At 59.8% G+C, this 13,019-nt stretch carries 13 protein-coding genes; 8 read left to right on the top strand and 5 right to left on the bottom strand.

The annotated features are described in order from the left end of the window. Positions 1–145: 145 nt before the first annotated feature. Positions 146–1,042, top strand: coding sequence for a peptidoglycan DD-metalloendopeptidase family protein (locus J0G10_RS00460; protein WP_095049646.1), 897 nt, complete (start codon positions 146–148; stop codon positions 1,040–1,042). Between the two features lie 118 nt (positions 1,043–1,160). On the opposite strand, the gene J0G10_RS00455 is transcribed toward J0G10_RS00460, so the two are convergent. The 3 genes from J0G10_RS00455 to phoB form a co-directional block, all read right to left on the bottom strand. After that, entirely contained in the window at positions 1,161–2,501 is a 1,341-nt protein-coding gene (locus tag J0G10_RS00455) for a hemolysin family protein (RefSeq protein ID WP_007920256.1), read from the bottom strand. Between the two features lie 122 nt (positions 2,502–2,623). Continuing rightward, positions 2,624–3,910 (bottom strand): phosphate regulon sensor histidine kinase PhoR, encoded by a 1,287-nt coding sequence (gene phoR / locus J0G10_RS00450; protein ID WP_245398065.1) that lies wholly within the window; start codon positions 3,908–3,910, stop codon positions 2,624–2,626. 74 nt (positions 3,911–3,984) lie between these two features. Then, complete coding sequence (gene phoB, locus J0G10_RS00445) at positions 3,985–4,674, bottom strand: phosphate regulon transcriptional regulator PhoB (RefSeq protein ID WP_007896474.1); 690 nt, start codon at positions 4,672–4,674, stop codon at positions 3,985–3,987. 151 nt (positions 4,675–4,825) lie between these two features. Here phoB and J0G10_RS00440 point away from each other — a divergent pair, with 151 nt between their 5' ends. Further along, positions 4,826–5,209: a COG4315 family predicted lipoprotein gene (locus J0G10_RS00440; RefSeq protein ID WP_095049648.1), complete on the top strand. Its 384-nt coding sequence runs from the start codon at positions 4,826–4,828 to the stop codon at positions 5,207–5,209. Positions 5,210–5,321: 112 nt separating this feature from the next. On the opposite strand, the gene ubiA is transcribed toward J0G10_RS00440, so the two are convergent. Further along, positions 5,322–6,212, bottom strand: coding sequence for a 4-hydroxybenzoate octaprenyltransferase (ubiA, locus tag J0G10_RS00435; protein WP_220557190.1), 891 nt, complete (start codon positions 6,210–6,212; stop codon positions 5,322–5,324). After that, the gene (locus tag J0G10_RS00430) at positions 6,212–6,772 is read right to left on the bottom strand and encodes a chorismate--pyruvate lyase family protein (RefSeq protein ID WP_220557189.1); all 561 of its coding nucleotides are present in this window, start codon (positions 6,770–6,772) and stop codon (positions 6,212–6,214) included. Before J0G10_RS00430 ends, ubiA begins: the two co-directional genes overlap by 1 nt. A gap of 201 nt (positions 6,773–6,973) precedes the next feature. Here J0G10_RS00430 and J0G10_RS00425 point away from each other — a divergent pair, with 201 nt between their 5' ends. The 6 genes from J0G10_RS00425 to tssC all read left to right on the top strand — a co-directional run bounded on the left by J0G10_RS00425 (position 6,974) and on the right by tssC (position 13,019). Continuing rightward, positions 6,974–7,141 (top strand): rubredoxin, encoded by a 168-nt coding sequence (locus J0G10_RS00425; protein WP_095049651.1) that lies wholly within the window; start codon positions 6,974–6,976, stop codon positions 7,139–7,141. Between the two features lie 24 nt (positions 7,142–7,165). Next, positions 7,166–8,314 (top strand): NAD(P)/FAD-dependent oxidoreductase, encoded by a 1,149-nt coding sequence (locus J0G10_RS00420; RefSeq protein WP_220557188.1) that lies wholly within the window; start codon positions 7,166–7,168, stop codon positions 8,312–8,314. A 190-nt stretch (positions 8,315–8,504) separates the two neighbouring features. Further along, entirely contained in the window at positions 8,505–8,780 is a 276-nt protein-coding gene (locus J0G10_RS00415; protein WP_003213368.1) for an HU family DNA-binding protein, read from the top strand. 639 nt (positions 8,781–9,419) lie between these two features. After that, positions 9,420–10,982 (top strand): type VI secretion system protein TssA, encoded by a 1,563-nt coding sequence (gene tssA, locus J0G10_RS00410; protein WP_095049653.1) that lies wholly within the window; start codon positions 9,420–9,422, stop codon positions 10,980–10,982. A gap of 32 nt (positions 10,983–11,014) precedes the next feature. Further along, complete coding sequence (gene tssB, locus J0G10_RS00405; RefSeq protein WP_003229587.1) at positions 11,015–11,518, top strand: type VI secretion system contractile sheath small subunit; 504 nt, start codon at positions 11,015–11,017, stop codon at positions 11,516–11,518. Positions 11,519–11,543: 25 nt separating this feature from the next. Then, positions 11,544–13,019 carry a type VI secretion system contractile sheath large subunit gene (gene tssC / locus J0G10_RS00400; protein WP_016772499.1) on the top strand — a complete coding sequence of 492 codons (1,476 nt, stop codon included), beginning with the start codon at positions 11,544–11,546 and terminating at the stop codon, positions 13,017–13,019.

The following is a 13,019-nucleotide window of genomic DNA, read 5'->3' as shown; positions in this document are numbered from 1 at the left end:
CGTCCTCTCGCATGGGACGCAGAGCGTCCCGGGCTGCATTCCCACGCAGAGCGTGGGGACGATCATTTGAAACATCTGTCGACTAGCCTGGTCTGCTTCACCTGCTAGGCTCATTCCCAGGCCTTACTTCGACAGACTCTTGCCCATGCTCGCACGCCTGCTGTTTTTCTGTGGTCTCTTCGTGGCCTCCACATCGGCTGTGGCCATGACCATTTACAAATCCACCGATGCCAACGGCGTGGTCTCCTACAGTGACCGGCCGAGCAAAGGCGCGCAGGTGTTCGTCTTTCAAGACCGCATGGTCGAGCGCCTGGAGCGGCAGGTGTACCTCGACATCAAGAAGCAGAAGGGCACTGACGTGGTCTTCGTGCGCAACGATCTGTATGCGCCGGTCAAAATTGCCTTGGCATTCACCGGGCTGAGTAATGTGCGCGGTGCGCCGGCGCAAACCATCCACCGGGTGCTGCCGGCGCGTAGCAACACGCGGTTGGCGTTGCTGACGGCGATATCCGGCAAGCAGCCGCTGGTGTATACGCCGCAGTTCCATTACTCCCTCGGCGACCCCACAGGCATCGCGCAGGGCTATCGCTATCCACTGCCATGGCGTGGCGGGCCGTTTCGTCTGAGTCAGGGCGCCAACGGTCAGTACAGTCACTATGGGCCGAAGAATCGCTATGCGATGGACATCGCCATGCCGGTGGGCACGCCGATCATTGCCGCGCGGGCCGGGGTGGTGGTGAAGACCGAAAACTCGCAGAGCGGGCGCGGTTCGGATGCGTCCGGCAATTTCGTGCGCGTGCTGCATGACGACGGCACCATGGGCGTGTACCTGCACCTCAAGCAAGGCTCGGTGAGCGTACGCGAAGGGCAACGGGTGGCGGTGGGCAGTTCGCTGGCCTTGTCGGGCAACACCGGCAACAGCAGCGGCCCGCACCTGCACTTTGTGGTGCAGCGCAATACTAGCGAGGGGCTGGTGTCGATTCCGTATCAGTTCATCCAGCCGCTGGGGGCGTTGCCCAACTTTGCGTTGGGCAAGCAATAAGCCTCTAAAAGCAAAAGATCGCAGCCTGCGGCAGCTCCTACAGGGGGTTCACATTCCCATGTAGGAGCTGCCGCAGGCTGCGATCTTTTAGCAGGCAACGCGGTTTCCCGCATTGCACTCAATCCAGCATCAACACCTTCGCCAGCACAATCTTCGGCCCTTTCATCTTCTTGATGATGATGCGCAGGCCTTCGACTTCCAGCACTTCTTCCTCTTCCGGCACCCGTTTCAGGGTTTCGTAGACCAGCCCGGCGAGGGTTTCCGCTTCGATGTGATCAAGGTCGATGCCCAGCAGGCGTTCCACCTTGAACAGCGGCGTGTCACCACGCACCAAGAGCTTGCCCGGCTGATAGGCGAGGATCCCGCGCTCAGCCTTGCGGTGTTCGTCCTGAATGTCGCCGACCAGCACTTCCAGCACGTCTTCCATGGTCAGGTAGCCGATGATGTTGCCGTCAGCCTCCTCGACCACGGCGAAGTGCGAGCCGCCCTTGCGGAACTGCTCCAGCAACTGCGACAGCGGCATGTGCCGCGACACGCGCTCCAGGGGACGGGTCAGCTCAGCCAGGTTGAACGACTCGGGAATGTGGTCCAGCGCCGCCAGTTCCAGCAGCAGATCCTTGATGTGCAGCAGGCCGACGAACTCCTGGCGCTCGCTGTCGTACACCGGATAACGGCTGAACTTGTGGCGACGGAACATCGCGAGGATTTCTTTCAGCGGCGCGTTGAATTCAAGCGTGATCAGGTCTTCGCGGGAGTTGGCCCAGTCGACCACTTCCAGCTCGCCCATTTCCACCGCCGACGCCAGAACGCGCATGCCCTGATCGCTCGGATCCTGGCCACGGCTGGAGTGCAGGATCAGTTTCAGTTCTTCGCGGCTGTAATGGTGTTCATGGTGCGGACCGGGTTCGCCTTGCCCTGCGATACGCAGAATCGCGTTGGCGCTGGCGTTGAGCAGGTAAATCGCCGGGTACATCGCCCAGTAGAACAGGTACAGCGGCACCGCCGTCCACAGCGACAGCAACTCGGGTTTGCGGATCGCCCACGACTTCGGGGCCAGCTCACCGACCACGATGTGCAGGTACGAAATGATGAAGAACGCGGTGAAGAACGACACGCCTTTGACAATCTCAGGCGACTGCACGCCGACCGCGCTCAGCAGCGGCTCGAGAATGTGCGCGAAGGCCGGCTCACCGACCCAGCCCAGGCCAAGGGAGGCGAGGGTAATACCGAGCTGACACGCCGAGAGATACGCATCGAGCTGACTGTGTACGGTGCGCAGGATGTGCCCGCGCCAGCCGTTCTGATCAGCGATGGCCTCGACCCGGGTCGAGCGCAGTTTGACCATGGCAAATTCCGCCGCAACGAAAAAGCCGTTGAGCAAAACCAGGATCAGAGCGAAAAGGATCATGCCGAAGTCGGCGAAAATTGTAGCGAGGGACAAGCCAGGGGAAGGGTCCATGATGGAGTTTTGCGGGTTCCGTGTGATTCAAAAGAGAGAAAAGTCGCGCCTGAAAGGCAGGCACAAGTCAGCCAATGTAGCGGCTGACATGGCGATTGCCTAGTGGCGAGTGCCGGTCGGTCTTACTCGGCGGCGCTGATGGCTCGCGCCTGAGCCACCTGAGCCGGGGCGAAATGGCAGGTGAACGTGCTGCCGTGACCGGGCACGCTGCTGATCTCCATGCGCGCGCGGTGGCGCAGCAACACGTGTTTGACGATGGCCAGGCCAAGCCCGGTGCCGCCGGTATTGGAGTTGCGGCTGGAGTCGACGCGGTAGAAACGTTCGGTCAGGCGCGGCAGGTGTTTGCTGTCGATGCCGATGCCGGAATCCTGCACGCTCAGGTGTGCGCCTTGATCGTCACCCCACCAGCGAATGCGGATGTTGCCCTCGGCCGGGGTGTACTTCACCGCGTTGAACACCAGATTGGAAAACGCACTGCGCAACTCCGCCTCGCTGCCCTTGAGCAACAGGCCGGCATCGGCTTCGAGGCTGATGCGCTGGTTCTTCGCGCCGGACAATTGCTGCGCATCGCTCTTGATCGATTGCAGCAGGGTGTCGATCTGCACTGGCTGGTTGTCCGACGGGTAATCGGTGGCTTCGAGTTTCGCCAGCAACAACAAATCATTGAGCAGCGTCTGCATGCGTCCGCCCTGTTGCTGCATCTGCTGCAGCGCGCGACTCCAGCGCGGATTCACTTCCTCGACGTTGTCGAGCAGGGTTTCCAGGTAGCCGCAGATCACTGTCAGCGGCGTGCGCAATTCGTGGGAGACGTTGGCAATGAAATCTTTGCGCATCTGTTCCAGCTGATGGATACGCGTGACGTCGCGCACCAGCATCAAGTGTTCGTTGTTGCCGTAGCGGGTCAGGTACAGCTGAATGCGCACGCGATCGTTGGTTGGCGAGGGGATTTCCAGCGGCTCGGCGTAGCTGTCCTGCTCGAAGTACTCCTTGAAACGCGGATGGCGCACCAGGTTGGTCACCGGTTGGCCGCTGTCCTGGGGGGTCTTGAGGCCAAGCAAGGTTTCGGCGGCGCGGTTCCACCATTCCAGATTGCCGTCGCTGTCGAGCATGATCACCGCGTCTTTCAGCGCAGCGGTGGATTCCTGCACCCGGTCGATCACCGCTTGCAGGCGCCCGCGCACGCGCTGATCGCGGCGTTGCAAATGGTAGATGCTGTCGAACACTTCGCCCCACAGGCCATAGCCATCGGGCGGTGCTTCGTCGGGTTGATGCTGGCGCAGCCATTCGTGCAGACGCAGCAATTGCTTGAGCGTCCAGGCCAGATAAATCCCCAGGCCCGCGGCGAGGCTCCAGCCGTAATAGCCGGTGATCAGGCCGATCACCAGGCAGGCGGTGACCAACAGCAGCATGTGGCGAATCAGGGTGCCATGCCAGTTTTGATTCACGGAAAATACGGTCCTTGTCAGCGAGTCTGGCGGTCGGATCAGGCCTTGGTGGAAAACCGGTAGCCGGTGCCGCGCACGGTTTGTACCAGATTTTCGTAGGCGTCGCCGAGCGCCTTGCGCAGGCGCCGGATGTGCACGTCGACGGTGCGCTCTTCAACATAGACGTTGCCGCCCCAGACCTGATCCAGCAACTGGCCACGGGTGTAGGCGCGTTCCTGGTGGGTCATGAAGAATTGCAGCAGACGGTATTCGGTCGGACCCATTTCGGCGGGTTTGCCGTCGATGGTCACGCGGTGGCTGATCGGGTCGAGCAGCAGGCCGCCGACTTCGATCGGCGCTTCGCCGTCGGTCGGGCCGGCGCGGCGCAACACGGCTTTGAGGCGGGCGACCAGTTCGCGCGGGGAAAACGGTTTGGTGATGTAGTCGTCGGCGCCGACTTCAAGACCCTGGATCTTGTTGTCCTCTTCGCCCTTGGCGGTGAGCATGATGATCGGGATGTCCCCGGTCAGCTCGTCACGCTTGAGACGACGGGCCAGTTCGATGCCGGAGGTGCCGGGCAGCATCCAGTCGAGCAGGATCAGGTCCGGCTTGCGGTCGACGATGATGGCGTGGGCCTGCTGCGAGTTCTCTGCCTCGAGGCAGTCATAGCCGGCCATTTCCAACGCAACGGCGATCATTTCGCGAATGGGCGCTTCGTCGTCGACGATCAGAATGCTCCTGCCAACCATGCCTTAATCCTCTTGTCATTTAACTGTCTTGCGCCGCATTAGATAACGGAATTATTGCAGTCGTGTGACAGTATTTTAGTCCGGCGGCGATTGTGCAAATCCTCAACTAAGCTCTAAGTCCGAATCCTGACAACCACAAAAGAAGGTTTCCATGACTCAAATGACTGTTTCTTTCAAAGCCATGCTGATGGCTGCTGCCCTGACTCTGCCTGGATTTGTACTGGCCGCGGATCCTGCGATGGAGAAGGACGGCATGTACACCGATCACAAGGGCATGACTCTGTACACCTTCGCCAAGGACTCGGGCGGCAAGTCGATGTGCAACGACAAATGCGCAACGAACTGGCCTCCGTTGATGGCGACGGCGGGTGACAAGTCGATGGGTGACTGGACTGTCATCAAGCGCGACGACGGCTCAATGCAGTGGGCCTATCAAGGCATGCCGCTGTACACCTTCGTGATGGACAAGAAGGCCGGTGACATGACCGGTGACGGCAAAATGGACGGCGCCTGGAAAGTCGCCAAAGCCAAATAAACGCGGTCCCTTGTAGGAGTGAGCCTGCTCGCGATAGCGGTGTATCAGTCGGCATTTTCGTTAACTGATACACCGCTATCGCGAGCAGGCTCACTCCTACATTGATTTGCGTTTAGCGCAACGCGTAATCCAGCACGATCCCGACGAAAATCGCCAATCCAGCCCAATGGTTGTGCAAAAACGCCTTGAAACAACGCATGCGGTCGCGATCGCGGGTGTACCAGAACTCCCACGCATAACAGCCCGCAGCCACCAGCAAGCCAAGATGGAACCAGATTCCCAGCTCAAATTTGGATCCCGCCAGCATCAGGCAGCCCAGCGACAATGCCTGCAAACTCAGGATGATCACCCGGTCCGCCTCGCCAAACAGAATCGCCGTGGATTTCACGCCAATCTTCAAATCGTCATCGCGATCGGTCATCGCGTAATAGGTGTCGTAACCCACCGTCCACAGCAGGTTGGCGATCCACAGCAGCCACGCTGCCGCCGGCAGTTCACCGGTCTCGGCCGTGAACGCCATCGGCATGCCCCACGAAAACGCCGCGCCCAGCACCACTTGCGGGTAATAGGTGTAGCGCTTCATGAACGGATAAGTGAAGGCCAACGCCAGACCACCGAGCGACAGCCAGATCGTCGGTGCATTGGTGCACAGCACCAGCAGAAAACTCACGCCCATCAACAGGGCGAAGAACACCAGCGCTTCTTTCGAACTGATCTTGCCGCTGGCCAGCGGTCGTTGTGCGGTGCGTTTGACGTGGCCGTCGACCTTGCGGTCGGCCCAGTCGTTGATCACGCAACCGCCGGCGCGGGTCAGTACCACGCCGAGGACGAAAATCACCACGTTGGCCAGCGACGGCGAGCCTTTGCCGGCAATCCACAGGGCCCAAAGGGTTGGCCACAGCAGCAGATAAATGCCGATCGGCTTGTCCATCCGGGTCAACTGAATGAAGTCCCACGCGCGCGGGTTCAAGCGGTGCAGCGACTTGAGCAGGCTCTGATACATCAGCAGTTCTCCGGATGGGCGCGAGCGGTGCGCCACAGGCTCGGCAGGAAGATTTCCGCGACCAGTACGCTCAAAGCGCCACGGTCGAAACGCGAACGCCGACCCCACAGCTCAGGCGCCTTCACGTCTGGCGGCAACCATTGTTCAGGGTAGTGACAAACTTCGAGGGCGCGACGCTGGAACGCCTGATCGCAAAACAGCAATTCGCCCAGCGAACGGCTACCCAGTTCATCCATGTGCAAGCCGTCGCCTTGCAAGGCGGCGCGCGACGCGACGCTGCGGGCAAACACCCACGCCTCGCCGTGACCGCGCAAATACACCTCGCGCACCCAGCCTTCGCTGCTCTCGGCCAGATCCAGCGCCGCGCATTCATCGGCGCGCAGAGTGTCCCAGCCTTCGAACAACGGCGTGACGCTGAAGCCATCATCGGACAGCCGGGTCAGTCGGCGGGTGAGGGAGCCTTCGTCGAACAGCCAGTCGAGGGTCAACGAATCGGGGAGGGGCGTCAGTCGGCTTTGAGTCAGCCAGAGCGGGGCCGGGCAGGCATTTGAATGTTGCACAATGAGTCATTATTGGCCGCAAATGAGGCGGCGAGCTTAACATGGTGGCCGCCGATATTGATTGATCCGGGTCGCCGTTGCGCCGAACAGGCTTGCATCTGCCCGGCTCCATCAGTACAAAACGCCCTGAGCCGGATGGCAGCGCAACACCCATCGACCGTCCGCGCCGGCACCACGCCTGAACCCTGAGGAAGTACCTGAATGAAAAAGTGGCAATGCATCGTCTGTGGCCTGATCTACAACGAAGCCGAGGGTTGGCCGGATGACGGCATTGCGCCGGGCACCGCTTGGCAGGATGTACCGGCAGACTGGCTGTGCCCGGACTGCGGCGTCGGCAAGACGGACTTCGAAATGATCGAAATCAACTAAGCAAGAAAAACAAAGGAGTAAGGCATGAGCGCACCTGTCGTCATCGTTGGCACTGGCCTGGCGGGCTACAACCTGGCCCGCGAGTTTCGCAAGCTCGACAGCGAAACCCCGTTGCTGCTGATCACCGCTGATGACGGCCGCTCTTACTCCAAGCCGATGCTCTCCACCGGTTTCGGCAAGAACAAGGACGCCGACGGCCTGAGCATGGCCGAGCCGGGCACCATGGCCGAGCAGTTGAAGGCCGAAGTGCGCACACACACGCGCATCAGCGGCATCGACGCTGGCCACAAGCGCCTGTGGATTGGCGAGGAGGCGGTCAGCTATCGCGACCTGATTCTCGCCTGGGGCGCGGAAACCGTGCGTGTGCCGATTGAAGGCGATGGCAGCGATCTGGTGTTCCCGATCAATGATCTCGAAGACTATGCGCGTTTCCGCGCCGCTGCGGCGGGCAAGCGTCGGGTGCTACTGCTCGGCGCTGGCCTGATCGGCTGTGAGTTTGCCAACGACCTGATACTTGGCGGCTACGAAGTGCAACTGGTTGCACCCTGTGAACAAGTCATGCCGATGCTGCTGCACCCGGCCGCTGCGGCGGCGGTGCGGGCCGGGCTGGAAAGCCTCGGTGCGAAATTCCACCTCGGCCCGGTACTGACCCGCCTGCAAAAAGTCGCCGACGGCCTGGAAGCGCACCTGTCCGACGGCCAGGTCATTCCTTGCGACGTAGTGGTTTCGGCCATCGGCTTGCGCCCGCGCATCGATCTGGCGGCGGCCGCTGGCGTACAGGTCAACCGCGGCGTCGTGGTCGATCGCCATCTGAAAACCTCCCACGCCAATATTTACGCCTTGGGCGACTGCGCTGAAGTCGACGGGCTGAACCTGCTGTACGTGATGCCCCTGATGAGTTGTGCGCGAGCACTGGCACAAACCCTCGCCGGAAACCCGACCGCCGTGAGCTACGGCCCGATGCCGATCACCGTGAAAACCCCGGTGTGCCCGCTGGTGGTTTCGCCGCCACCACGGGGCAGCGAAGGTGTCTGGACCGTCGAAGGCCAGGGCGCCGACATCAAGGCGCTGTGCCACAGCGCCGACGGCCAATTGCTCGGTTACGCGCTAACCGGTGCAGCCGTGATGGAAAAACTCGCCCTCAACAAACAGCTTCCGGCCCTGCTGGCGTAAATACCGGTCGTTCTGTCGGAATCACCCCGCTTTTGCCCCTACAAAGGTCGCGTGGAGACTGGCGCCGCCGGTATCCGCGTGCCATTCTCACTCCCGTCTGCCGCAGAGTAGAGCCTGCGGCGCCTTGGGCGCTGTTCCAACGAGAACAGCACGGACATAACAACAAAAAACCGTCAAAGGGGCTTCACTAATGCGTAAACCAGAACTCGCCGCTGCAATCGCTGAAAAAGCAGATCTGACCAAAGAACAGGCCAACCGCGTACTCAACGCCGTTCTCGAAGAAATCACCGGCGCTCTGCACCGCAAGGACAGCGTGACGCTGGTCGGCTTCGGCACCTTCCTGCAACGCCACCGCGGCGCCCGCACCGGCAAAAACCCGCAAACCGGCGAGCCGGTTAAAATCAAGGCCAGCAACACTGTTGCGTTCAAGCCAGGCAAATCGTTGAAAGACAGCGTAAATCCTTAATTGCGGCGAACTCCTCGAATAACGGGGAGAACCGCTGAAAAAATGGGCACACCGATTGCGGTCGGGTGCCCATTTTTTATGCCTGCCTATTTGTTATGCACTGCAGCAATAATAAAGCCACGTAACCAATTGCATTGGTTGGCGATCGATCTGCCTCACACTTAAATCAATACCCTATATATAAAAGCCATCATAGTGATGGCACTTTTGCCATTGTTGGTTGTCTCGCTGTGAATTGTTGAAACAACACTGAAATCTTTCGGAATCATCCTACATCCGTTTTTTTCAAAACCCGTCATGCTCCGCGCCATTGTCGTCGGCCCCGGTTTTCGGTGATCACGGCAGATTGGAACGATCGCTCTAAATCAGGGTTTTCAGGTGTTTCGTGCGGCTGCGTATATATGAAGACGGCATCGGGGATTCCCTGACTAAATATAGGGAAACCTCCTACAACAAACAAAGAACAGTTCGTCTTGTTGTTTAATCAGATGCTTGCTAGTGGCCATCATAGTGATTACGATGCGCCCACTTGAAAGAGCACATCTCAATTGGATGAGTCGCTTCACCGCTCTTCGATACTGTCCCGCGCCGCGGTAACTCCAATAGGCGCCTGACTGTAATCCTTAATAAAGGCCATGGATGTCCTACTCAAGCAAACTTTCCGCCCATTACCTCGAACTCGCTAAAGTCTCTGTTTCCAAAGAGAATTTCGCGGGCGAAGACGTTCGTTTTTCGAGCGAATTCGAGGCCTTGGAAAGTGAGCTCGCCAAAGCCTCGTCGATGCACGAAAGCGGGCAGATCGACTGGCTGAAAATTCGCGAAAACAGCGAAAATCTGCTGCGTACCCAATCCAAGGATTTACGTGTCGGCGCCTGGCTGACCTGGTCGCTGTACCAGCGCGAATCCTTCCCCGGGCTGCTGGCCGGTCTCGGTCTGCTGCACCATCTGTCGGAAAACAACTGGGCCGACGTTCACCCGCTCAAACCCCGTACTCGTGCCGCCGCCATCGGCTGGCTGGTACCGCGTCTCGAGCAAGTCATCACCGAAAACATTGCGATCAAAGAGCAGTTGCCGATGTTCCGGCAGCTCTCCGAGCACCTGTCCGGCCTTGAAGCGGCGTGTGCTGAGCACCTGGGCGATGATTCGCCATTGCTGCTGCCGATCTCCCGTCGCCTGAAAACCATGATCCAGCGCGCGGCCGACAATCAGCCGGCCCCCGGTGTGGTCGGTGCGGCGGTGGCGCAGGTCAAGCAGGCGGCGAGCCAGTTGCTCACCCCCGGCGCACCGATCGACAACGAACGAGATGCACACAAAGCCCTGCGCGCCCAACAGGAAAGCGCGCGCCCGCTGTGCGCCTGGTGGCTCAAGCAGAAGGCTACTGACCTGCGCGCCCTGCGCCTGAATCGCACGTTGCTGTGGATGACCATCGACGCAGTACCCGAGCGCAACGCCGAACAGATCACCGTGTTGCGCGGCCTGCCACTGGAAAAACTCAAGCTCTACCAAGACCGTTTCGATCAAGGCAAATACGCTGACCTGCTGGTGGAACTGGAGGCGAGCCTGGCGAAGGCGCCGTTCTGGTTCGATGGCCAGAGGATGGTCTGGGAGTGTCTCCAGAACCTCAACGCCGAGTTGGCAATGCGCGAAGTGGAAATCCACTTCGCGCTTTTGATTCAACGGCTGCCCGGCATTGTCGAGTTGCGCTTCCATGACGGCGCGCCGTTTGCCGATCCGTCCACCAGGGCGTGGATCGCCGCCAATGTCATGCCGCACCTGCAAAGCGCCAGCGCGCCGCGCAAGGTCGAAAGCGAAAACGTCGAAACCCAGCCAGCCTGGGAAAAAGCCCTCGAAGAAGTTCTGCCGCTGCTGCGCAAGGAAGGCCTGAAGCCTGCCGTGCAGACGCTCAAGCAAGGTTTGCAATCGGCCCATGGCGGGCGCGAACGTTTCTTCTGGCAGTTCGCCCTCGCGCGGCTGTGCTTCATGGCCAAGAAATACGAACTGGCCAAGAACCAGCTGGAAACCCTCGATCAGACATTACAGGACTCAGGCCTGCACGCCTGGGAGCCCGATCTTGCATTGGAAGTGCTGCACCTGCTGCACAGTTGCTGCGAGTTGTTGCCGCAGAACCATGCCGTACGTGAACGCAAGGAAGAGATTTATCGCAGGCTGTGCCACCTCGACCTCGAAGTGGTACTCGAATAGGCCCCAGGGCCACAACCGCAAGGAGAAAAGCCATGGCCAAAGAAGGCTCGGTAGCCCCCAAGGAACGCATCAACGTCACCTTCAAACCCGCCACCGGCGGTGCTCAGGAAGAGATTGAACTGCCGCTGAAGCTGCTGGCAATCGGTGACTACACCCACCGCAAGGACGATCGCAAAATCGAAGATCGCAAGCCGATCAGCATCGACAAGATGACCTTCGACGAAGTGTTGGCCAAGCAAGAACTGGGTCTGACGCTGAGCGTGCCGAACCGTCTGCAGGAAGATGGCGAGGCCGACGAGCTGGCTGTGCAACTGCGCGTCAATTCGATGAAGGACTTCAACCCGGCCAGCCTGGTCGAGCAAGTGCCTGAGCTGAAAAAACTGATGGAACTGCGCGATGCGCTGGTGGCCCTCAAAGGCCCGCTGGGTAACGCACCTGCGTTCCGTAAAGCGATCGAAGGCGTGCTCGCCGACGACGAATCCCGCGGTCGCGTACTCGGTGAGCTGGGCCTGAACGCCGCAGCCCCGGACGCCTGAGACTCCAGCCAAGGAAGCCAACACAATGAGCACTAGCGCAGCACAAGAGAAGAGCGCCGCCAGCGGCGAATACAGCATTCTCGACAGCATCATCGCCGAAACCCGTCTGACTCCGGACGACGAAGCCTACGACATCGCCAAGCGCGGTGTGTCGGCCTTCATCGAAGAACTGCTCAAGCCGCAGAACAACGGTGAGCCGGTCAAGAAGGCCATGGTTGACCGCATGATCGCCGAGATCGATGCCAAGCTCAGCCGTCAGATGGACGAGATCCTGCACCACCCGGACTTCCAGGCTCTGGAGTCGTCGTGGCGTGGCCTGCAGTTGCTGGTCGACCGCACCAACTTCCGCGAAAACATCAAAATCGAAATCCTCAACGTCTCGAAAGAAGACCTGCTGGACGATTTCGAAGACTCGCCGGAAGTCATGCAGTCGGGCCTGTACAAGCACATCTACACTGCTGAATACGGCCAGTTCGGTGGTCAGCCTGTGGGCGCGATCATCGCTAACTACTACATGTCGCCAAGCTCGCCAGACGTCAAGCTGATGCAGTACGTGGCCAGCGTTTCGTGCATGTCGCACGCGCCGTTCATCGCTGCCGCCGGCCCGAAATTCTTCGGTCTGGAAAGCTTCACCGGCCTGCCGGATCTGAAAGATCTGAAAGACCACTTCGAAGGCCCGCAATTCGCCAAATGGCAGAGCTTCCGTACTTCGGAAGACTCTCGTTATGTTGGCCTGACCGTGCCGCGTTTCCTGCTGCGTAACCCGTACGATCCGGAAGAAAACCCGGTCAAATCGTTCGTGTACAAGGAAACCGTTGCCAACAGCCACGAGCACTACCTGTGGGGCAACACGGCTTACGCGTTCGGCACCAAGCTGACCGACAGCTTCGCCAAATTCCGCTGGTGCCCGAACATCATCGGCCCGCAGAGCGGTGGCGCGGTTGAAGACCTGCCGTTGCACCATTTCGAAAGCATGGGCGAAATCGAAACCAAGATCCCTACTGAGGTTCTGGTTTCCGACCGTCGTGAATACGAACTGGCCGAGGAAGGCTTCATCTCCCTGACCATGCGTAAAGGCTCCGACAACGCGGCGTTCTTCTCCGCAAGCTCAGTGCAGAAGCCGAAGTTCTTCGGCATCAGCGCAGAAGGCAAGGCCGCAGAGCTGAACTACAAGCTCGGCACCCAACTGCCGTACATGATGATCGTCAACCGCCTGGCTCACTACTTGAAAGTGCTGCAGCGCGAGCAACTCGGTTCGTGGAAAGAGCGTACCGACCTCGAGCTGGAACTGAACAAGTGGATCCGTCAGTACGTTGCCGACCAGGAAAACCCGAGCGCCGAAGTGCGTGGCCGTCGTCCACTGCGCGCTGCGCAAGTGATCGTCAGCGACGTTGAAGGCGAGCCGGGCTGGTACCGCGTGAGCTTGAACGTGCGTCCGCACTTCAAGTACATGGGTGCTGATTTCACCCTGTCGCTGGTTGGCAAGCTGGACAAAGAGTAA

Origin of the sequence: Pseudomonas germanica, from assembly GCF_019614655.1 — a bacterium.
Taxonomy (GTDB): Bacteria; Pseudomonadota; Gammaproteobacteria; order Pseudomonadales; family Pseudomonadaceae; genus Aquipseudomonas; species Aquipseudomonas neuropathica.
The sequence above is the reverse complement of the archived record's forward strand: the minus strand, read 5'-3'. Positions and strand labels throughout refer to the sequence as shown.